This window comes from Rhodococcus sp. YH3-3 (assembly GCF_001653035.1).
GTDB lineage: Bacteria > Actinomycetota > Actinomycetes > Mycobacteriales > Mycobacteriaceae > Rhodococcus_F > Rhodococcus_F qingshengii.
On the sequence record NZ_BCWH01000005.1, the window covers coordinates 41448 to 62704 of the forward strand.

Genomic DNA, 21257 nt, shown 5'->3' on the forward strand with positions numbered 1-21257 from the left:
ACGGCCGGGTGCGGACGGCGGTTGCGGGCCGGGGCGCCGCGGACTCGGTGTGGGGATCGCTGCGCACGGGGGTGGTCATGGCATGGCATGGCTTCCGGCTGGTGGCGGGGGGAACGAATGCCACGATACAGGAGTACATGAAGACCTCTTCATGTAATCATGGTGGGTAAGATGCTTCACATGGGTCACGGAGTCGAAGGCACGTCCACACCGCCCGCGCAGCTCGATGCGGAGTCGGCCGCGACGGTCGCTGCCACGTTGCAGGCGTTGGCGACGCCGAGTCGACTGCGGATGTTGACTCGGCTGCGGCACGGGGCGTGTTCTGTGGGTGACCTGGTGGAGGCGGTGGGGATGGAGCAGTCCGCTGTCTCGCATCAACTGCGGCTGCTGCGTGTGATGGGGTTGGTGACGGGGACGCGGCGGGGCCGCAACGTCGTGTACAGCCTGTACGACAATCACGTGGCGATGCTTCTCGACGAAGCGGTATATCACATCGAACATCTCGGGCTCGGAATCGCCGACGACCCGATCCCTGCCCTGTAAAGAGCTCACCCCATATGTGGCCAATCGACGCCGGCGTCCCTCGGCGGCGCGTCCGACGACCAGGTGATCAGTGCGTGCGGCGACACACTCGCTGAAGCTCATGCTGCAGTGGTGTTACCAACCCCGATCTACTCGCTGGGGCGAGGTGAATGTGTTGATCAATCGGCAATCCCTGATCGGGCTACCCTTCATTTCGACCCCCGACATCTCCTCCCCTGGTCGGTGGAACAACGAAAGCGATCCAACCCGATGGATATTCGCAGTCTGCCTCGGTACATGACGGTGGCGGCTGTGGTCGCCGCCGCCGTGACATCACTCACGGCCTGCGCGAACAGCGGTACCGATAGTGCGGAGCCTTCCCTTCAGCCATCGTCGAGCAAGGCCGGCGAACCCTCGGCAGTGATAAATGGGCTCGAGTCCAGCACCTCCGATATGGCGCTGATTACTGATGATTCGGTGATTCCCGCCGGTCAAGCCACCACGTGGAGATTCCGAATCGACGATTCCGGGGGTGGCGCGGTAACCGAGTACGAGGCAGAGCACGGCCAGCTCATGCATCTGTATTTCATTCGGGACGACTCGACGAGATTCGCGCATCTGCATCCGATCATGGCTGGCGACGGCACGTGGAGCGCACCGATCTCAGGCCTTGTGCCCGGGAGATACCGCGTATACGCCCAGTTTAGGGCTCTTAGCGGGAAAACCTCTGAAACGCAGGTGCTTTCGCAGCTGGTCACAGTTCCTGGGGAGGGGACTCCGGAAAGGCTTCCTCACGCTATGCCGTCGACCTCGGTCGACGGTTACACGCTCACGGTTGCGGGGAAACTCACACCCGGCCAGGCGGGCGAGCTCACGGTGGACATTGCCAGAGACGGTGAGCCGGTATTCGACTTGCAGCGCTACGAGGACGCCTATGTCCATGTCACTGCAATCCACGCACAGACTCTGGCCTTTGCTGATTTGACGCCACTGGGCAGCGATCAGCAGGGTCCGGAATTCGATGTGCCTGCGAAACTCTCGAAGTCCGGCGACTGGCGACTGTTCATCGAGTTCCAGGCGCAGGGCCAGCTGCACACCGCGGCGATCACCGTAGCTCTGTAACGATCCTTCAGCAGGCGCAAGGACAATCGGGAGGTGCCGCCGGCACCTCGTGCGTGCACCCGACATTCCTGACCAAGGCGCGGTGGCGATTCCACGCAGCGGGTGCGAACGGTCCCGAGGTCAGGAGCATTGCTGTTCTGGTCCAATCCGGTAGGACGGCACGGTCAGCCGATCTGTGGTGCTGTGGTGCCCGAGGGGAACATGTGACGCTTTTTGTCATATGGGGCAGTTGGTGATATTTATCTACTATTGTCCTTAGTATGTGGGTGTCGAGTTCAGCTGAATCATCGAGGACGGGGTGTGTGTGAGGCAACGGAATCGACCCACGCGTGCTCGCACGAGAGTCGCTCACACCGTCCTCGCTCTGGCTCTCGCAGGCTCGATCGTCGCAACCATTCCCGGTATCGCGACAGCGGTTCCCCCACCGCCACCGAATCCGAGCGATTCCGAGTTGCAACAGGCGGACTCGCGCGTGGATCAAACTCTGCGCCGCATCGGTGATCTGATCAACGACGTTGCGTCGGCGAATGCGCAACTCGCCGAGATCGCCGCCCAGGTTGCGATCAAGCGGGAGGATGTGAACAAGGCGTTGGTGGACCTTCAGTCATCACGTGATGTCGCGGTGGCCGCTACTGCTGCTGTGGCCGCTGCACGCACCGACATGGGAGTGGCTGGGCAGGCGATCGAGGTGGCGCAGCAGCAGTTCGACGATTTCGTCGCCGCCAGCTACAGGCAAGGCAGCACCGCTGGCTCGCTGACCGTCTTCCTCGGAACCGACAGCCCTGACGATCTCTTGGCCAAAGCTGATCTGGTGCGGATGATTACGAAGAAACATAACGCCGTGATGGACGAGCTTCAGCGCGCACGAACGACGCGCTCGAACACGGAGTCTGTGGCACGCGCGGCCCAGGCCACTGCCGACGCCGCTGCAGCGAGAGCAGAAGACAACAAAGCCCTTGCAACGGAAGCAATCCAGCGCGTGACGGATGTGCAGAAGTCGGCAACAGACCAACAGGCAGTGGTCATGAAGGAGCGCGATTCGGCGCAAAGCGAGTTGGATGCAGCGAGAAACAGCGCGACGGGACTGCAGAACCAGCGACAGGTCTACGACCAATGGGACACTCAGCGCCGAGCAGACGAAGCAGCCACTGCAGCGGCGATCGCAGCAGCTCAGCAAGCAGCAGCGGAAGCTGCGACTCGGGTTGCTGCGGATCAAATAGCACGTGATCGCGCCGCGGACATCGCCAGCAGACAGCGTCCGCATACACAGATCAACGATGGCCCCTCGGAGACGAAAGTGCCATCGGCGACGGCGCCACCACCGACTCCTTCTCCGACCAAGGCTCCGCCGCCGCCGCCGTCGGTGACGACGCCACCATCGACTGCTTCTCCGACGAAGGCTCCGCCGGCCGCGACGACGGATCCCGGGGATGGTGAGGGGGGCAACGGCCAGAATTCGGCCACGGATGAGGGTGCCATCGAAACTGTCATCGACCGGGCCATGTCGCAACTTGGTGTGCGCTATTCGTGGGGAGGCGGAGACGCGAACGGGCCGACCTTCGGTATTCGTGACGGCGGAGTGGCGGACACTTTCGGTGATTTCGAAAATGCAGGCTTCGACTGTTCCGGAATTATGATCTACGCGTTTGCTGGTGTAGGAATTTCACTTCCGCACTACTCCGGGTACCAGTACACCGCGGGAAGGCAGGTGCCAGCTTCTCAAATGAAGCGAGGTGACCTGATCTTCTACGGGCCCAATGCAAGTCAGCACGAGGCGCTGTACCTTGGCAACAATCAGATGCTCGAATCCCCGCAGTCCGGCGATGTGGTCAAGGTTTCCCCGGTGCGTTGGGATGGCATGGTTCCTAACGTGACCAGGCTTCTCTAGGCGCTCTTCACCGTCGGCGGTATGGGTAGGCTTTCGAGGTCGGCCGAAAACATTGCACGCGCGTCGTTCACATGTTTGTGCTCCGAAACTGGACACGTGCGGTCGAGCTGCCCGTAAGGTGGGGCAGACTTTGTTGTGGGCCCAGCTTTTCGCGGGCCTCAACTCGACAATGCCGGGTCGGCCAAGTCGGTCCCGCAGAGCATTGTCAACCCCGCATTCGCAGGTTCGAATCTGGAAAGCAATTCCTGCCTAGGTGAATCGAAGAGTGGTGGGGTGAGATTCGGGTAGAACCGCGCGCGACGCCTAGTTCATTCCCGATTGAGGCGACTTGGTGGGATTCTCTCGAGAGGCTCCGCGAGGACGAAACCTTCTGGGCAGAATCGACTTTGGCGAGTTTCAGGTAGTTGCAGTGGAGCCGATCTCCCCTGGCATTGCAGATCGACTCGATATACTATGTGTGGTAGTAGTTCATTTCGGCGCGATGGGGTCACCGGGTCATGAGAGCACGGTTCGCCGAATCGTGAGACAGGTGCCGTGTATGGGCAAGGTGGCGTGGTCAGTGGGTCGTTCGCGTTCTCGGATGCAATGGCGTAGAACTCGCAGGGGTGATCGGTGGATCGGCGTCTCGTTGCTCCTGGTCGTCCTTGTGTTGGTAGCCGGTTGTGGAACCGACGTTCCGGCATCCATGCGTGTCGAGCAGGGCGGACTTCCGGTGACGGTCGATGTTCCTACCTTCGCCAGCGCGGTCTCCTCGCAGGACTATTTCGTCGTGGACGTTCATGCGCCGGACGAGGGGTCGATTCCGGGGACGAATGCGCGGATTCCCTTCGATCAGCTGGATCGGCGTGCTGCAGAACTACCGCGCGAGAGATCGACTCCGATTGCCGTCTACTGCATGACCGGAAGAATGAGCGAAATTGCAGTTCGAACGCTCTCCGTATTGGGGTTCACGGAGATAGTCGAACTCGGCGGAGGAATGAAAGCGTGGAAGGCGGAGGGCCGAGATCTGCTGCCGCCCGGCGAGTAGGAACATAGCTGCTCTCGTCGGGCGAGCGGTCTTCGGTGTGACGAGCGCTTTCCTTGTCGAGCGCGCAAATCCTGCCCACTCGGTCCGGAGGCGCGACGGTGTGGTGATGGCCGAATTCGTGCTCCGCCCTTCCGCGATCGAACCGGCATCCCATTTGTAGTCGCCGCCGTTGTGAACATCAACGATGGGAAACGGTGCAGCCAAAGGGATGTGGCGGAACCTGCTGGTTGGGTCCCTGTGTAGAAGTCCAGTGTCTGTGTGACTTTCGTGTCCGATAATGGACACAGGAGGAAATTCACGAATCATGGCACGCAGACACACCCCTGAACAGGTCATCGCGAAGGTCCGGCAGGGCCAGAAAATGCTCAACGACGGCCACCCGATGATCGAGGTCGTCAAGGAACTCCAGGTCACCGAAGCGACCTGGTACCGGTGGCTGAACCAGTACGGGTCCGAGAAGAACGCCGAGGCGTCCAAACGGACCAAGGAGCTGGAGAAGGAGAACGCGCGACTCAAACGGCTGCTGGCGGAGAAGGAACTGGCCATCGACATCCTCAACGAGGTGGCCAAGGGAAAATTCTGAGCCCCGAACCCCGCCGCCGTGCCGTGCGCATGGCGGTGGAGAAGTTCGGGGCCTCCGAGCGTTTCGCCTGCAAGATCCTCGGCCAAAACCGGTCTGCCTTCCGGAAGAAGAAACCCGATACGAGCTTCGAGGAAACACGGCTTCGCGGCGCCCTACGCGCCATCGCGATCAAGCACCCGACATGGGGATGGCGGAAAGCCCGCTGGTGCCTGCTCGCCCAGGAGTGGGCTGGAATGGCGCTCAACAACAAGCGCGTACGCCGGCTCTGGCGCGAGGAAGGCCTCGTCTGTAAACCCAAGGCGCGGAAGAAACGCCGGGCCGGTCCCGGCGCCGGGGAGCAGAACCGGCTGACGGCCGAATACCCGATGCACGTGGTCAGTTTCGACTTCCAATCCGACGTGACTTCCTGCGGGCGGCACATCCGCTTCTTCAATGTCATCGACGAATACACCCGCACCGCGCTGGCCATCATCGCGCGCCGGTCGTTCACAGCCTCCGACGTGGTCGCAGCATTGGAGAACATCATCGCCGAAACCGGCACCGCCCCGACCTACGTCCGCTGCGACAACGGTCCCGAATTCACCGCCGCCGCACTGATCAACTGGTGCAACACCGTCGGCGTGGGCACCGCCTTCATCGACCCGGGTTCACCGTGGCAGAACGGTTTCGTCGAATCGTTCAACGCCCAGTTCAGAAGGGAACAACTCTCGGGAGAAATCATGGACACGATGGCCGAAGCGACCTATCTGGCCGAGGAATGGAAAGCTATCTACAATCATGAACGGCCCCACGGATCCCTCGATGGCATGACGCCAAACCGCTACTGGGAAAACTGGACTCAAGAAAACCAACTAGCTATCGCATAGGTGCTGGACTGCTAACGGGGGCCCAACCACTGCGGTCCACCCGACCCTCAATTACTATGAAACATAGTAGTTCGTTTATGTTCGCCATGTGTCTTTATGAACGACTCGACAGGAAGCAGGCAACTCATGATCGTCCTCGCACCCACGCCGGTGGTCGCGCGGCCTTACCCTCCGAAGGGAGCCAAGGGGTCGTTCATCGTCAAAATGATCACCACGACCGACCCCAAGACGCTCGGAGTGATGTACCTGTTCACCTCGTTTGCCTTCTTCCTTATCGGCGGGTTGATGGCACTGATGATGCGCAGCGAGCTCGCAATACCGGGGATGCAGTTCCTGTCGAACGAGCAGTACAACCAACTGTTCACCATGCACGGCACGATCATGTTGCTGCTCTATGCGACGCCGGTCGTGTTCGGCTTCGCCAATTTCGTTCTCCCACTGTAGATCGGCGCGCCCGACGTCGCATTTCCGCGGTTGAACGCCTTCAGCTACTGGTTGTACTTGTTCGGAGCGATTATCACGACGGCTGGCTTCGTCACCCCAGAAGGTGCAGCCGACTTCGGATGGACTGCGTACACACCTCTGAGTTCGGCTGTCAGTTCGCCGGGTGTGGGCGCGGACATGTGGATCGTGGGGTTGGCGCTGTCGGGATTGGGGACCATTCTCGGCGGTGTCAACATGATCACGACGGTCATCTGCCTTCGCGCGCCGGGAATGACGATGTTCCGCATGCCGATCTTCACTTGGAACATCTTCATCACGTCCATCTTGATCCTCATAGCGTTTCCCTTGCTCACTGCAGCGTTGGCCGGCCTCCTGGTCGACCGTCAGTTGGGTGGGCATTTTGTTCGATCCAGCAAACGGAGGAGTCTTGCTGTGGCAGAACCTTTTCTGGTTCTTCGGACACCCCGAGGTGTACATCATCGCGCTGCCCTTCTTCGGCATCGTGTCGGAAATATTTCCGGTCTTCAGCCGCAAACCGATATTCGGCTACACAGGACTGGTCTACGCAACGCCTTGCTATCGCCGCCTTGTCGATCGCTGTCTGGGCTCACCACATGTACGCGACCGGCGCGGTCCTTCTCCCCTTCTTCTCCTTCATGACGTTCCTCATCGCGGTCCCCACGGGGGTGAAAATATTCAATTGGATCGGGACAATGTGGAAGGGACAATTGACTTTCGAGTCGCCGATGCTGTTCTCGATCGGTTTCCTGATCACCTTCCTCTTCGGCGGTCTTTCGGGGGTGCTGCTGGCCAGTCCACCGCTCGATTTTCAGGTCACCGACAGTTACTTCGTCGTGGCACATTTTCACTACGTGGTCTTCGGCACGGTTGTGTTCGCCACCTACGCGGGGATCTACTTCTGGTTCCCCAAGATGACTGGCCGCATGATGGACGAGCGGCTGAGTAAATGGCATTTCTGGACGACGTTCGTCGGATTCCACATGACCTTCCTCGTGCAGCACTGGCTCGGCGCCGAGGGGATGCCGCGCCGCTACGCGGATTACCTACCCTCGGACGGTTTTACGGTGCTGAACTCCATCTCGACCATAGGATCCTTCGTCTTGGGTGCATCCACCTTGCCGTTCATCTGGAACGTCTTCAGAAGCTACAGATTTGGTGAGGTCGCACCGTCGACGATCCGTGGGGCTATGGCAATTCCCTCGAGTGGGCGACCAGCTGTCCGCCGCCACGTCACAACTTCACCGAGCTTCCCCCCCATCCGCTCTGAGCGTCCGGCGTTCGAGATGCATTACCCACATATGGTGGATCGGATGCGCGCTGAAGCTCACACCGGAAGGTTCCATCCCACAACGAGCACGATGTCGGGGAACGGATTCGAGTGAGCCGTCTCGTCCGCAAACTGCACGTACGCAATATATGTCGCACGTTGTCACAGGAAGAAGTGAGGATACGAAGTCGCTATGAGGCAGGACTCAATTTCGGTGATGACTGTGCCGGCGACAGATGAGACGACAGCCGCACTGACCGATTGGTTGTTACGCGAACTCTTACCGCTCATGTTTGCCGGCGCGGGCCTCCGTTGCCCTGCCTCGACACTGCGCAAGCTCCCCTCTGTCACCGCACGTCGTATTCGATCGCCGTGGAGACTTCGCTTTCACGCACGGGCACTACGGACGGCGATCGGCGCTGCGGAAGCACGACTGGCCGGCAACTATGCCGGGGCGATCGAAGATCCGACGCACGGCAGCGCCGGGGTCGCCGTCCCACCCACACGGGTGATGCCAGAGCAGGTGATGGACGCGGTGGCGCGACTGAGCGGCGATCTGGACGAAAGTGGCTGTGAAATAGCATCATTGGCCAATCGTGCGCTGTTCGCGGCCGGTGCGGTCATCGGTACCGGCCGGGGTGATCTGTCGACACCGGATGCATACTATTCGGTCCGTGATTCCTACTGCGGGGTGCTTGCACGGCTGTGGAGTACGGACCTCGAGGTGCACGTCCAACTGCGGAACCGATGACGAACTGCCGTGCGGAAGATCGGAACGGCCACCGGCGAGAGAAGTCATTCGTTTGGACAACGGCGATTGAGGACCGTCGTTGCATCGGGGAAGTCGTACCGGCGGCGACTGTTCACACGGACGGCGTAGTCGAACCGTCGACGTGAGGTAGTGGTACCAGAACCGGAGCGGGGAGAGGTGATCGTGGTCATCGATCATCGGGGGGTGGATGTGGAGACTTGCGGTGGACCTCGACCTCAGGCTCGGCTGAACCTGAGTCTGCAACATACAAGTGGCCCGGTGGACCCGCCCCGGCGGTGGCATGTTTCGTGAGGGCCACCCGCATACTGAGCAGAACCAAGACGATTCCGGTCACCATCCATCCGTCAGGTCGTTCGCGCAGGGCCGCTATACCGATGAGCACGCCGAAGACGGGTACAAGAAACATCCAGGGTGTGAGCGAGGACAGAGGGCATCGCTGGGTCTCTACGAACCAGGCCAAGGTGGTCGCTGCAGTCGCGATCAACCCGAGAAAAAGCAGAACTGCTGCGAACCGTGGAGTCCAGTCGATATGCGGAACGCCCTCGATGACGAATGCCACGCTCGCCAGGACCGTCCCCCCGAACAATAAATGTGCTGCGCTCGCGACCACTATGTCGCCGTCCAATTGGCGCACCATCAGTGTCCCCGTGGTGACCGCGGCGGCGGACAACAGCGACAACACCGCACCCTGGCCGCCGCCGCCCGGGACCGCCACCACCAACAACCCTCCGAACCCGACCACCAATGCCAAGCCGGTCCGGGCCGTCACACGCTCGCCGAACAGCCACCAGGCAGGTAGCAGAATCAGCAGCGGCTGCGCATTCGCGAGTACAGCAGCAGTACCGGTTGCGAGCCCGGCGATTCCGGCGAACATCGCCCAGAACGCCAGGCTGACGTTGACAAGCCCGAGGAGCCCGATCCTGCCCCAGCTAGCTGCGGACCGTGGCAGTGATCGGCGCTGGGTGATGGCAACAACAGCCAGGGCTGATCCACCGAGCAGGGCTCGCAGTGCGGCGAACCACAATAACGGCGCGTCACGGAGCCCCCACCGGACGCCGAGGAAACAGGCTCCGAGAGAAGCAGTGATCCAGAACATGCGTAGTCGTGCCGGGCGATGTGTGAATGTCGCAGTGAACCCGCTGTCACCGGATGAGCCGGTCATCGGGGGGCGTTTCCTGACCCCGACGCGGATCCGCGGCGCGGTAGCGAGACATCAGCAGAGACCGGCTCGGCCCAGAACAGCGCCGTCGTGGGCGAATCGGCCCGCACAAGTGGATGGGTGACCGGGTTTGACGGCGCAGCGGTAGCGATCGTAATGGTGAGCTCCATCGGTAGCCCTCCTGTTCACGTGAGGCGGCGCAGTCCACGAATGTGCAAGGTCTGTGAGGGGTGTGACCGTGCAACGATCAGCTCATCCCATTGTGCGCCCGACGACGGGATGAAATGACGTTCGTCATTGGTGTGTCCAGCGCGTGCGGCGGTCGAGACTGACGAGAGGTGCACTGAATATGGTGGAGATCTACGAGTGATGCGACCTGAACGTCAGGTGATACCCCGCCTCGGGTGGGATGCACGTCGATGTGAAGGATTGCCGTTTCCGGTCTTCTCATACAGTGAACTACTATCTCTTTTAGTAGTTCACTTCGAGGGGGCATCGGCGATGACGAATTGGTCGCTCTGGCGCTGGATCACGGCGTCGGCAGGGGCGGTGGTTGCAGCGCTCATCGTGGGCGTCCCCTCCGGGATAGTACCGACCTCGTTCTACCAGCGGATGACTCCGGTGCTGTGGTGGAACTATCCGGTGTGGATCGCGACCGCGATATTGAGTGGATTGATACTCGCGACGTACGTGCGCACGCAATCCAGGTCTGCAGCCCCCTCGCGTGTGGGCATTGGCAGTAATGCGCTGGCTCTGTTGGCCGTCGGCTGTCCGGTGTGCAACAAATTGGTGATCATGACTGTCGGTGTGACGGGTGCGTTGAATCTGTGGGCACCGATACAACCGGTCTTGGGGCTGATTTCACTGGCTTTGATGGCGGGCGCGTTTCGGCAGCGGCTGAAAGGTGAGCGGGCGTGCAGAGTGCGCCCTCCTGTATCGAAGGACTTGATCGGCACTGCGGTCCCCGAACGGTCCTAGGACGACATTGACAGTTGCGATGTCCCGAGTGAGCCCGAGAAGCCTGTCGCACTCCCGAATCCTGCGAGGGACTCGGGAGTGTCAACTCCACTCTTTGTGGTGGGCGTTCAGTTGAGTCCGTTTCTGCGAGAGAAGGACTCGTGGCGTCCTTGACTCTCTCGGCGATGTCACGGTAGCCGAGAGACCGCTCCGGTATGTGGGTCGAACAGCAGGGACCCACCCTCGAAGTCGGAGCGTGGGCCGTTCACGGTGTTGTACTCATCGCTGATGGGGAGGCCGAGCGAGCTGTTCTCCGCGCCTGCGGCTTTCCATGCCTCGTAGATTCGGCCGAGGACTACCCAGGCGTTGCCGGCGATTTCGTAGATAGCGCCATTTTGATAATTGGTTCGGATGAGGCCGCCTGGGGTGGGGGAATCGGTTTCGACCGGACCTCCCAGGGGTCCGTCCTGGGCGCCTGAGGCGGCCCACTTCGTCGCGGTTGCGGACTCTTGTGGGTTCGAATGTGTTGTGCTGACAGGGGGTTTCAGGCTGGAGTTGTCGGAGGGGGTGGCGGTCTGTGGCGTCGGGTCGGAACCGTCGCCGTATGAGGCCGCAATAGTTCGAATGGTATCCATTTGTGCGTACCCCTGTTCGCCGGGATCGGCGGTGTTGCCGAGGTCGCGGTGCGCAGAAATGATCGGGATGTCGACAGTGGCCCCTTCCGGGAAGGACGTGAATTCAGTTCCTTCCGAGTACATGGTCGTGCGTCCTAGGGGGTCCAGACCGGCCAGTTTCAGTCGCCACCCCAGAAAGGTTCCCACGGTGTTGATTTCGGACGAGGTCGGCTGGGTTGACGTGTAGTCGCCCATCATTGCCACGCCTACTGTGTTTTCATTGAATCCGCCGGTGTGTGCTCCCTGAACAGGCTTGTCCAGACCGCCGGCTCGACCTTCGAAGATTTGACCGTATTTGTCGACAAGAGCGTTGTAGCCGATGTCGCACCATCCGAGCGTTTGTGCGTGGTAGGCATAAATACCACGCACGATGTCGGCGGATTCTTCCTTGGAATACTCGTTGCTTCCGGCGGTGTGGTGAACGACAGCTCCCCCGAGGAACTCGTCGTAGACGGGTTCCTCGCATCGAAGGGACTCGTCGGCTCCCCATTGCGCACGGGTGATCACAGAGAATCCCGGACTTGCATTTGCGTCAGCTGATTTCAGGGGAGATGAGGGACCGCTGCCGGGCTCGATGAGTACGGCCGAGAGATCACCTTCTTGCGCTGGGGAGCGGACCAATGGCTGTGCCAGGGCCGCAGGGGTATAGGCAGTAGCGGGAGGCGCGGCGACGGGAAGCGGTGGGCGTGGTTGCTCACTCGACACGGCTGGATTCTGGATGGAGGGGACGAGGAGTTGAACGGTATTCGTGGTTCCGACGAATACCGGGTCGGTGCCTTGCACGTGCCCGCCCGCTGATGTGTCGGCTGGCGCGGTTGAAAGCCATGGGCCCCAGCCTCCGTCCGTTTGACGCGCTCGTACGGCCGCTGCCGGCGCCGTGGGGCCATTCGACGTCAATGCGACCATTCGAAACGGATCTTCCCGGGTGATCTCCTTGACCGACATCTCCGAAGGGATCTCCTGACTCGTCGACGGTTCGGAATCGACCTTCGGTCTCGAACGTGGATCATCAGTGGGCAGATCAGTGCCGGCGACTTCGGCAAGGACGTTCAATCCCAGCCTGAGCAAGGCTGAGAGGTCGATGCCTGTCAACTCTTTGAGTGGTATCGAGAGATCAGGAATGCTCGCAAGGGCAACGTCGGCTATCTGCGCCGCAGATTCGGAGGCCGACGAAGATTGTGCGGAGCGGACTTCGAGTGAGGTGTCCGTTGTGACATGGGAGACGAAGGGGCTGGCGACTGCGAGGGCTGCGACGGAGCCGAGGACCAGCGAGAATTTCGATCGTCGTCGTTGGGGCATATGGCAGAACTTCCTGTGATGCGGGAGTTTTCGGCGATTCGCACACCGACGTCGACCGTTGAGGTCCGGTGTCGACCGGGAGGGTCGGATGAGGCCCGGCATCGTCATTCTGCCATAAAGTCTCGACTGTTACTTGAGAGTTGTGACGTGGATGTGTTCGGCAGGTGGTGGCGCGGTCATGGGACGGCCGCCGATGCCGATCTGTGAATGGATGCGCGACAACCATTGAGGCGCCCACCAATTGGCGTCTCCCATCAGTTTCACCAGCGCCGGGACCAGGAGCATCCGTACGAGGGTGGCATCGAGAACCAATGCCAGAATCATTCCGACACCCAAGAACCTCATGATCGACAGTCCGGACAATGTGAAGGCTCCGGTCACGACGATCAGCAGAAGCGCCGCCGCGGTGATCACCCTGCCTGTGCGCTCGGCACCGATACGGACTGACTCTTCCGTCGTTGCTCCTGCGCTGTGGGCTTCTGACATTCGTGCCATGAGGAACACTTCGTAGTCGGTGGACAGACCGAACACGACTGCGAGAATGAGGACCACGAACGTCGCTTCGAGGGGTGCCGGTGTGACGCCAATCCACTGGGCTCCGTTGCCCAACTGGAAGATCCATGTCAACGCTCCGAAAGTTGCCGCCAGACTCAGGCATGCCATCGCCACAGCCTTGAGGGGCAGGACGATCGAGCCGAATGCAAGAAGTAAGAGCGCCAGCGTCGAGGCGATCATGATGGACACCATCACCGGAAGCCAGCGCTTGATCGCAGAGTTTCCGTCGTCGAAGGTTGCTTGGCTTCCCCCGACCAGATATTCCGTATCTGCAGGTGCAGGTAGTGCCCGTAGATTCGTAATCACGGCACTGGCTTGGTCGGAGGGGATCTCCGCGAAAAGCGCTTGGGCAATGATGGTGTCGTCCCTCGATGCGACGACGAATGCTTGGGCGATTCCGTCGATTCGGGCAGCAGCCGATACGACTGCGTTGACCTCTCCGGCATCGGGGATGGCTCCGCTCAGGCTTCGGAAGAGGAGGGTCGCTCCGTCTCCGGTGGAGGGAAATTCCTCAACCAAGGTCTGTGCCGCCGAGCGTGCCGGGTCGTCTGTGGGGAGGGCGGTGAAGGTCGCCTCTCCGAGTGAGGCGCTGGCCAAGGGCGTGGCCATGAGCATCAAGCCCGTCCCTATGGTGACTGCGACGATGACAGGACGTTTCATGACCCATGCCACGACCGTGCCCCAGAAACGGCGAGCTCTGGCTTCTCCTGAGTGCACGGCGTGTTTACGCCAGGTGAGCGCGTTGATTCGGCTTCCGAGGACGGCGAGGACGGCGGGGACCGCCGCGACGGACAAGATCGCGGCACTGGCGACCGCGGCGATTGCCCCGAAGCCCAACGATCGAATCACGGCTTGAGGAAAAACCAGCATGCCCGCGAATGCGCAAACGAGCAGCAAGCCGGAGAACATGACCGTTCTCCCGGCCGTCATGGTCGTCCGGAGTGCCGCTTCGCGAGCGTCGCCTCCGGATGCGGTGAGTTCTTCACGGAAACGGCTGACGATGAAAAGCCCGTAGTCGATCGCGAGTCCGAGCCCGATGAGAGAGGCAACGTTGAGGGCGAACGAATTCACTTCGGTGAGTAGAGTCAGAAGTCGTAGAGCTGCAAGGGAGATGATGATCGCGAAGATCCCGACCAAGACGGGAACCGCTGCAGCGACCAACCCACCGAAGATGAAAATCAACAGAATAAGTGTGATGGGCAGTGCAATCGATTCCGCCCGGACGAGGTCGGACTGCAGCCGGTGGTTGAAGGCCGTCCCGACTATCGACCCCCCAGCGAATTCCGCTTGCGCTCCCTGGAGTTCGAGTAGGGGCAGCATCTCTGCAGTGTTCGCTTCTTGACCTCGAGGTCCTGGAGCGAGAGTGATTGCGATGGCGGCTTTGGCTCCGTCTGTCGAACGCAGAAGAAGTTGTTCGGGTGGGGTCGATGACCAATACGACTTCACCGAATGAGTGGGTACCGATGCGGTGAACTTGTCGAGCATCTCCGTTGCCCCGCTCGTGAGATCGGTGAGTTCAACACCTGCCGCGGGGGTGTAGATCGCGACGATGTCGGGGGTTTGTGGCCCGAAATTGGCCTCGACGGTACGCGCGACTTCGGCGGAATCGCTACCCGGATCGGTGAATCCGCTCTGCCCCATCTCGCGGAAGACTCCGATGCCCCATATCCCGCTGGCGGTAACTGTCACCATGATGACACCGAGAATCCACCAGGGGCGGGAGACGACGAACAATGCCCAACGTGTCATTTTTCTCCGTGATATCGAGCGGGACGGTGGATTGGATCGAGACTGTTCCCTGCGGCAAGACCCCGACGACGCCGATGCGCAACCGGTCTTGTCCGTACTGTCTTCTTGACGGTATGGCGTTGCTGTGCAGGAACTTACGACCGAGTTCAGTGATGAACGGTCGACGGTGACGCACGGTCTGTCGGATGCCGAGCGTTGTACGGTGCGCCCGGAGAATCAAACCACATGTACTACTATGATGCATAGTAGTACATGTCGCGTGCGATGCGGATTCCGATACATCACGAAAGGCATCAATCACGATGGTCGATCTCGTCGAAAACGTCCCCCGTCGAACTCCGGTAGAGCAACCACCTCGTCGAGGGTGGATGCAGGTGAGCGGGCGGGCCGTGGGCGCAGTGACGGCGGGTGGAGCGCTGTATCTGAGTTTCCCTCCGTATTCAGCGTGGTATCTGGCTCCTGCCGGGTTTGCTCTTCTGGTGCTGGTCCTTCGCGGCCGATCGGTGAGAGCTGGCTTCGGGTACGGGTATCTTGCCGGATTGGCGTTCTTCGTCCCACTGCTGCCCTGGGTAGGTGTCTACGTCGGAGCGCTCCCTTGGCTGGTTCTTGCGGCGATCGAAGCATTGTCGATCGGGCTCTTCGGGGCGACGGCGGCGGCGCTGAGTCGACTGCCGTGTTCGGTAGTGTGGATCGCCTCGGTGTGGGTGCTCCTCGAAGGGGTTCGCTCGCGACTTCCCTTTGGCGGCTTTCCTTGGGGGCGTCTGGCATTCGGTCAGGCGGACGGTGTGCTGTTGTCCCTGGCCGGCGTAGCTGTGGAGCCCCCGGCCTGAGTTTCGCCGTCGCGCTCCTGGGCTGTGGACTTGCGGGGCTGATAACAGCGTTGAGCGGTCGGCACTGGATGCGAATGTTCGCATGCATGGCGATTGTGACCGTTCCGCTGATATCGGCGATGCTGCTTTCCGCACGTCCTACGCCCGCACCTGCGGCGATGAGCACAGTTGCCCTCGTTCAAGGAAACGTCCCACGGCTTGGTCTGGATTTCAACTCCCAACGCCGCGCGGTGTTGGACAACCACGTCGCAAAAACAAAGGAATTGGCCAGGGATGTCGACGCGGGACGGCTCCCTCGGCCGCAGTTGGTGATCTGGCCGGAGAATGCCTCGGATATCGACCCGTTACGTAACGGTGATGCGGCAACGAGCATCACCGATGCTGCGCGAGCGGTTGGTGTGCCCATTTTGGTCGGTGCGGTGCTGACGCGCGAGGACGGAACGACCTTGAACAGCGCGATCGTATGGGACCCTGCTTCCGGGCCCGGGGAGCAGCACGTCAAACGAAAGCTCGTCCCGTTCGGTGAATATCTGCCGCTACCCGGTGTGATGAATGCGCTGTCCTCGTATGCCGCTCGAGCGGGAAAGTTTGTGCCGGGTGACGGAAACGGTGTCGTTACTCTCAACGGCACTCCCACTGCCGTGGCCACATGCTATGAGGTCGCATTCGACGACCTGGTGCGGGACTCGGTGCGAAGCGGTGCCCAAGTCATCACCGTCCCAACAAATAACGCGACATTTGGGCGTACCGATATGACGTACCAACAACTCGCGATGTCACGGGTTCGGGCGGTCGAACACGGGCGCCCCGTGCTTGTGGCCGCGACGAGCGGTGTCAGTGCGATCATCGAGTCCAATGGCGCCGTACTTCAGCAAAGCGGAATCTTCACCGACGACGTACTGGTAGGCGATGTTCAACTGCGCTCGGACATGACTCTGGCGACACGGATCGGTCCTGTGGCCGAAATCGTGATCTCACTGCTCGCGCTCGGAGCGCTGCTGGTGAGCGTGACTTTTCGGGTTACCCGCGCCGCTCCACCTACTAAGATGAATAGTAATTGAGAGCGGTTTCGTATATCGTTTCGTTACATTCGGATGGAGGCGCTGCTCAACGCGGGTGGTCCACATCGCAAAAACATGCGTGGTACGACAACCCGGAGGAGTGCAGTTTTGTCCCGTCACCGTAAGGAAGCCGGCGCCAAATCCCGGCACGTCAGTGAGCTCGTTGCAATATCCGTCGGGTCGGGAAACTGCCAGGTCGCCGTTCGTGGGAGACATCGCACGATTACGCGCCATGGAGACAATGCGGTCGTGGCAGCCACGATGGCAGTCGCGGCAGGAGCGCTGATCGCCGCGGGAACCCAGATCTCCGGCCCCGCCCTGGCAAATGCACACACGGTTCACGACGAGTCCGACCAGTCTCGTGCAACACCCGATCCGGCGTCCGACACTGTTGCGGATGCAGCTCCGCCGCAAGCACTCATTTCTCCGACCACGGCCGGTGCCGGCGAGCTGGTCGATCAGCTTGCCAAGGGTGCGTGGCTGGCGGAACAACGGGACGCGCTCGAATCCGCGGTCTCGATCCCCATCTCGACGGGATCTGTATCCACCGGATCGGCGGCGCGCACGATCAAGCCTGTATCAGGCACTCTCACTTCAGATTTCGGACCTCGATGGGGAACCACGCACACAGGTCTCGATATCGCGAACGAGATCGGGACTCCGATCTACGCTGTCGCAGACGGGACCGTCATCGATTCCGGGCCAGCTTCCGGATTCGGGTTATGGGTTCGGCTCCAACATGACGACGGTTCGATCAGCACCTACGGCCATATCAACGAAACCCTCGTCAGCGTCGGGCAGCAGGTACGCGTGGGCGAACAGATCGCGACAGTGGGAAACCGCGGTCAATCCACCGGGCCGCACCTGCACTTCGAGGTTGCAGACCCCTCGGGGCAAAAGGTAGATCCCAAGCAGTGGCTTGCGTCTCGGGGTGTGGAAGTTACGGACTACACCAGTTCCTGAACTACGGCCAGGTGCACCCACCAGGCTCCAACGTGACGCCGAAACTTCATGTTTTTAACAACGCTTTCGGATTTGAGTCGACGAGAAGGTCGGTACCCGCCAGGTATCGACAGGGATGAAAGATGATCAGATGCGCACTCAATGGCGGTGGACGGTATTTGCTCTTGCGGTCGTCGCCCTGCTCGTGGCAGCGATGTGGCCACGGGGGCGCGAATCGACTGAAGTTGCGCAACCACCCGCTGCCACTGCCTCTCATGCCGGGGGATCTGCCACGGCCGACGGCGCTTCGCTCGCTGCACTTGCCGTCGCGGCGGCACTGCGTCCATGCCCCTTGCCTGATCCGCAACGGTCCGCCTCGGGACAGCTGTCCGGCGTGAATGTTTCATGCCTCGGGTCCCGGGAAAAATTCGATGTAGGAGACGCCCTCGCCGGCGAACCGACATTGATCAATCTCTGGGCGTCGTGGTGTGCACCCTGCCGAGAGGAAATCCCCATTCTGGGGGCTTATGCTGAGGAACCCGATTCAGTGAGGGTCGTCGGCGTCAACGTACAGGACAGTCAATCGTCAGCCTTGGCGCTGCTCGCCGACCTCGGAGTGCACTACCCCTCCTATGGCGACGCCGACGCGGTTCAAGGAACACTTGTCGCACCTCCAGTTCTGCCCCTGAGTTTCGTCGTGCAACGCGACGGCAGTGTTGAGCGGGTTACCGATCCTCCGGTCTTCCGCAATACCCAGCAAATTCGCGACGCAGTTGCGCGCATGGTGCGGTAATGCGTTGGGGGAGAACGAAAAAGCGGCCCCTGAACCGAACCTGAACTGCGTCCGATCGGGCATTCGTCGATCGTTGTCGGACTGACTGTAGTTTCTGACCAGCTCCCGAAAGTCGGGGACGGATGCGGGACGGCAGCTCGGTCGTGGGGATGGGTGCACGTTCGTCAGGCTGCTGAAGGAGCGAGTCGCCAGAGCTTCCGATCCACGTCTCGATCGTCTCGATCGGTAGTGGGGTCTTCCTGATCTCGGGTGTATCGAGCATGTTGTTTCTGCTCAGAGTCCGATGTGACGACCGTGGTGTCGACTCGAAGCTCGGCAGATGGTTGCATCGTCTACCCGAGGCAGACGTGTTGGATCGATTAGCTTACAAGACAACGATCTTCGCCTTTCCGCTCTTCGGAGCAGGCGTGGTTCTGGGCGGAAGCGGCCTGGGGTAGGTTCTGGGGGTGGGACCCCAAAGAAACGGTCTCGTTCATCGCTTGGGTGATCTACGCCGCCTATCTGCACGCGCGTGCCACTTCTGGTTGGCGTGATACCCGTGCCGCCTGGATACACGTTGCCGGTTTCGTCGCGATGCTGTTCAATCTCTTCATCATCAACATGGTCGTCTCCGGCCTCCATTCGTACGCGGGGCTCAACTGAGGGCGAGCGAGTGAAAAGTGGCGCGGGGCATACGGATCAGGGGGGAGCCCGCACCTGCACGGAGCCGATACGTCCCGCGGTGGCTCAGGCTGGGTATATTCGAGTGAAACCCGCGGCACAACGACTATTTGAGACCGTCGGTGACCGACCGTGCCCGAACTGCGCAACCGGGAGAGTGGCGCACCCATTCTGACATGAGTGTGGGAACGTGGTGGATCAAACTGTCAATCATGCGCACTTCCTGCCCTTACAAGGCGGAAGCCGTTGTGGGCGGCGCGTCAGGGAGTATCTTTGCCCGAGATCCTGCGCCGACACTCGAGTTCATCGTGTATCAGTGTCAACCTGATGTGGTCACACCTGCTCAATACCGGCTGGCTTTCGAGTCGGTACGCCTCCGCGATCAACTCGGAGTCGGTCGTCCCCCTCCGAACGTCCTGCATCATGACCTCCACGTCGTCTGTTCTGGGTCTGTCCAGAAAACGGTGTAATTGGTTGATTTCTAACTACTTTCGTCCGGCAGACAGCCGTCCGTCGAACGTTATCTCGAAGGCATTCAGTGCTGCCTTCCATCGGTTGGACCAGCGTTGGCGGGCGGTACCTTTGGGATCGAGGCTCATGATGGCCAGATACACGCATTTCAAGGCCGCGGCCTCGGTCGGAAAGTGTCCACGGGCCTTGACAGCCCTGCGGATTCGGGCGTTGACACTCTCGATGGCGTTGGTCGTGTAAATGACCTGCCGGATGGCGTTGTCGAATTGTAGGAACGGCACGAACTCAGCCCAGGCGTTGGTCCAGAGCCTGATGATCGCGGGATAGCGTTTCTCCCATTTGTCACTGAACTCTGCGAATCGGTCGAGCGCGGCCTGCTCCGACGGAGCCGTGTAGACGGGTTTGAGGTCCTTGGCGATATCGGACCAGTCCTTGCGGGAGGCATAGGCGTAGGTGTTACGGAGAAGATGGACCACACAAGTCTGCACGATGGTCTGTGGCCACACTTGCTCGATCGAGTCAGGTAGATGCTTGAGACCGTCGCACACGACGATCAGAACATCCTGCACACCACGGTTTTTCAGCTCGGACAACACCCGAAGCCAGTACTTCGCCCCTTCCCCGTCGCCGTGCTCACCGGCCCACAATCCGAGGATGTCGCGGGTGCCGTCGACAGTCACCCCCATCGCGACGTAGATCGGCCGGTTAGCGACGTTGCCCTCGCGAATCTTGACGTGGATGCAGTCGATGAACAGCACCGGGTACACAGGGTCCAACGGCCGGTTCTGCCACTCGGCCATGCCTTCCATCACCCGCTCGATGATCGTCGAGATCGTCTGCTTGGACACATCGGCTCCGTACACCTCGGCCAGGTGTGCAGCGATCTCACCGGTCGTCAAACCCTTGGCCGACAATGAGATCACCATGTCCTCCACGCCTGAGAGCCGACGCTGCCGCTTGGCCACGATCTTCGGCTCGAAGGAGGAATCCCGGTCACGGGGCACCTCGAGTTCGACCGGGCCGGCCTCGGTCAACACGTTCTTGGCTCGTCTGCCGTTGCGGGAGTTGCCGCTGCCCCTCCCTGCCGGGTCGCTCTTGCCGTATCCGAGGTGGTCGTCCATCTCGCCTTCGAGCGCGGACTCCACGACTAGCTTGGTCAGCTTCGACAGCAATCCACCATCTCCGGTCAACTGCAGCCCTTCGGCTCGCGCCTGCTCGACCAGCTCTTTGAGCCGCGCATCGCTGATACCCGGCTGAGCCGAGTTCGTCTCTGTCTCACGATCAATCACATCAGTCATAGTGGCGTATCTCCTTTCAGAGTTACACCGTTGTTCTTACAGTCCCTCTGTTCTCGTTTGCGTACCCGGCCAGTCCCTCGTTAATCGATGGGCTCGGTTTGCGCCTGGACCTGATTGATGCAACAGATCGATTCGGGTCGGTTCAGGCGTCGGGTTTTTGTGCACCCGTTTTCTCTCCTCCCCGGCAGTCGATGAATGTGACCGCGCACGCAGACGCCGCGCGCTGGTCCCAGGATATCGGCGGGTGTGATTACCAAACTCCTCGACAAATGAGGTTGCCGACATTGCGTTCGGCGT

The 21257-nt window shown here is 60.8% G+C and carries 15 protein-coding genes and 3 pseudogenes; 12 read left to right on the forward strand and 6 right to left on the reverse strand.

Annotation, left to right across the window (positions count from 1 at the left end):
- The first annotated feature begins 180 nt into the window (after nucleotides 1–180).
- A complete protein-coding gene (locus YH3_RS32535; RefSeq protein WP_064444960.1) occupies nucleotides 181–543 on the forward strand; it encodes a helix-turn-helix transcriptional regulator in 363 nt (120 codons plus the stop codon).
- Between the two features lie 312 nt (nucleotides 544–855).
- On the opposite strand, the gene YH3_RS35775 is transcribed toward YH3_RS32535, so the two are convergent.
- Entirely contained in the window at nucleotides 856–1101 is a 246-nt protein-coding gene (locus tag YH3_RS35775; protein ID WP_125053196.1) for a hypothetical protein, read from the reverse strand.
- Between the two features lie 219 nt (nucleotides 1102–1320).
- On the opposite strand from YH3_RS35775, the gene YH3_RS35780 reads away from it, so the two are divergent.
- The 6 genes and pseudogenes from YH3_RS35780 to YH3_RS32570 all read left to right on the forward strand — a co-directional run bounded on the left by YH3_RS35780 (nucleotide 1321) and on the right by YH3_RS32570 (nucleotide 8491).
- Complete coding sequence (locus tag YH3_RS35780) at nucleotides 1321–1644, forward strand: hypothetical protein (protein WP_125053194.1); 324 nt, start codon at nucleotides 1321–1323, stop codon at nucleotides 1642–1644.
- A 304-nt stretch (nucleotides 1645–1948) separates the two neighbouring features.
- On the forward strand, nucleotides 1949–3532 hold the full coding sequence (locus YH3_RS32545; RefSeq protein ID WP_064444877.1) for an NlpC/P60 family protein: 1584 nt from the start codon (nucleotides 1949–1951) through the stop codon (nucleotides 3530–3532).
- Between the two features lie 580 nt (nucleotides 3533–4112).
- On the forward strand, nucleotides 4113–4559 hold the full coding sequence (locus YH3_RS32550) for a rhodanese-like domain-containing protein (RefSeq protein WP_064444962.1): 447 nt from the start codon (nucleotides 4113–4115) through the stop codon (nucleotides 4557–4559).
- A gap of 304 nt (nucleotides 4560–4863) precedes the next feature.
- Nucleotides 4864–6008, forward strand: a protein-coding gene (locus YH3_RS32560) for an IS3 family transposase (protein WP_141695880.1) whose coding sequence is annotated in 2 segments (ribosomal slippage) — nucleotides 4864–5137 and nucleotides 5137–6008 — 1146 coding nt in all. Because the reading frame shifts where the segments join, the coding sequence is not laid out codon by codon here.
- 126 nt (nucleotides 6009–6134) lie between these two features.
- Nucleotides 6135–7855 (forward strand): annotated as a pseudogene (ctaD, locus tag YH3_RS32565) (cytochrome c oxidase subunit I).
- A gap of 78 nt (nucleotides 7856–7933) precedes the next feature.
- Nucleotides 7934–8491 (forward strand): hypothetical protein, encoded by a 558-nt coding sequence (locus tag YH3_RS32570; protein WP_125053190.1) that lies wholly within the window; start codon nucleotides 7934–7936, stop codon nucleotides 8489–8491.
- A 187-nt stretch (nucleotides 8492–8678) separates the two neighbouring features.
- Here YH3_RS32570 and YH3_RS32575 read toward each other — a convergent pair whose 3' ends face one another.
- Complete coding sequence (locus YH3_RS32575; RefSeq protein WP_064444879.1) at nucleotides 8679–9674, reverse strand: DMT family transporter; 996 nt, start codon at nucleotides 9672–9674, stop codon at nucleotides 8679–8681.
- Nucleotides 9671–9841, reverse strand: a complete 171-nt coding sequence (locus YH3_RS36310) for a hypothetical protein (protein WP_193777225.1) — start codon at nucleotides 9839–9841, stop codon at nucleotides 9671–9673. Before YH3_RS36310 ends, YH3_RS32575 begins: the two co-directional genes overlap by 4 nt.
- Before the next feature lie 331 nt (nucleotides 9842–10172).
- Between YH3_RS36310 and YH3_RS32580 the strand changes: the two genes are divergently transcribed.
- A complete protein-coding gene (locus YH3_RS32580) occupies nucleotides 10173–10649 on the forward strand; it encodes a hypothetical protein (protein ID WP_064444880.1) in 477 nt (158 codons plus the stop codon).
- Nucleotides 10650–10816: 167 nt separating this feature from the next.
- Here the strand turns inward: YH3_RS32580 and YH3_RS32585 are convergent, their stop codons facing one another.
- The gene (locus YH3_RS32585; RefSeq protein WP_064444881.1) at nucleotides 10817–12601 is read right to left on the reverse strand and encodes an N-acetylmuramoyl-L-alanine amidase; all 1785 of its coding nucleotides are present in this window, start codon (nucleotides 12599–12601) and stop codon (nucleotides 10817–10819) included.
- A gap of 129 nt (nucleotides 12602–12730) precedes the next feature.
- A complete protein-coding gene (locus YH3_RS32590; RefSeq protein WP_064444882.1) occupies nucleotides 12731–14905 on the reverse strand; it encodes an MMPL family transporter in 2175 nt (724 codons plus the stop codon).
- Between the two features lie 368 nt (nucleotides 14906–15273).
- Between YH3_RS32590 and lnt the strand changes: the two are divergent.
- The 4 genes and pseudogenes from lnt to ccsA form a co-directional block, all read left to right on the forward strand.
- Nucleotides 15274–16796, forward strand: a pseudogene (gene lnt / locus YH3_RS32595) (apolipoprotein N-acyltransferase).
- Between the two features lie 249 nt (nucleotides 16797–17045).
- On the forward strand, nucleotides 17046–17759 hold the full coding sequence (locus tag YH3_RS32600; protein WP_064444883.1) for a M23 family metallopeptidase: 714 nt from the start codon (nucleotides 17046–17048) through the stop codon (nucleotides 17757–17759).
- A gap of 130 nt (nucleotides 17760–17889) precedes the next feature.
- A complete protein-coding gene (locus YH3_RS32605) occupies nucleotides 17890–18531 on the forward strand; it encodes a TlpA disulfide reductase family protein (RefSeq protein ID WP_064444963.1) in 642 nt (213 codons plus the stop codon).
- Nucleotides 18532–18725: 194 nt separating this feature from the next.
- Nucleotides 18726–19173 (forward strand): annotated as a pseudogene (gene ccsA, locus YH3_RS32610) (cytochrome c biogenesis protein CcsA); the annotation flags it as partial.
- 503 nt (nucleotides 19174–19676) lie between these two features.
- On the opposite strand, the gene YH3_RS32615 reads toward ccsA, so the two are convergent.
- A complete protein-coding gene (locus YH3_RS32615) occupies nucleotides 19677–20960 on the reverse strand; it encodes an IS256 family transposase (protein WP_064444884.1) in 1284 nt (427 codons plus the stop codon).
- Nucleotides 20961–21257: the final 297 nt, after the last annotated feature.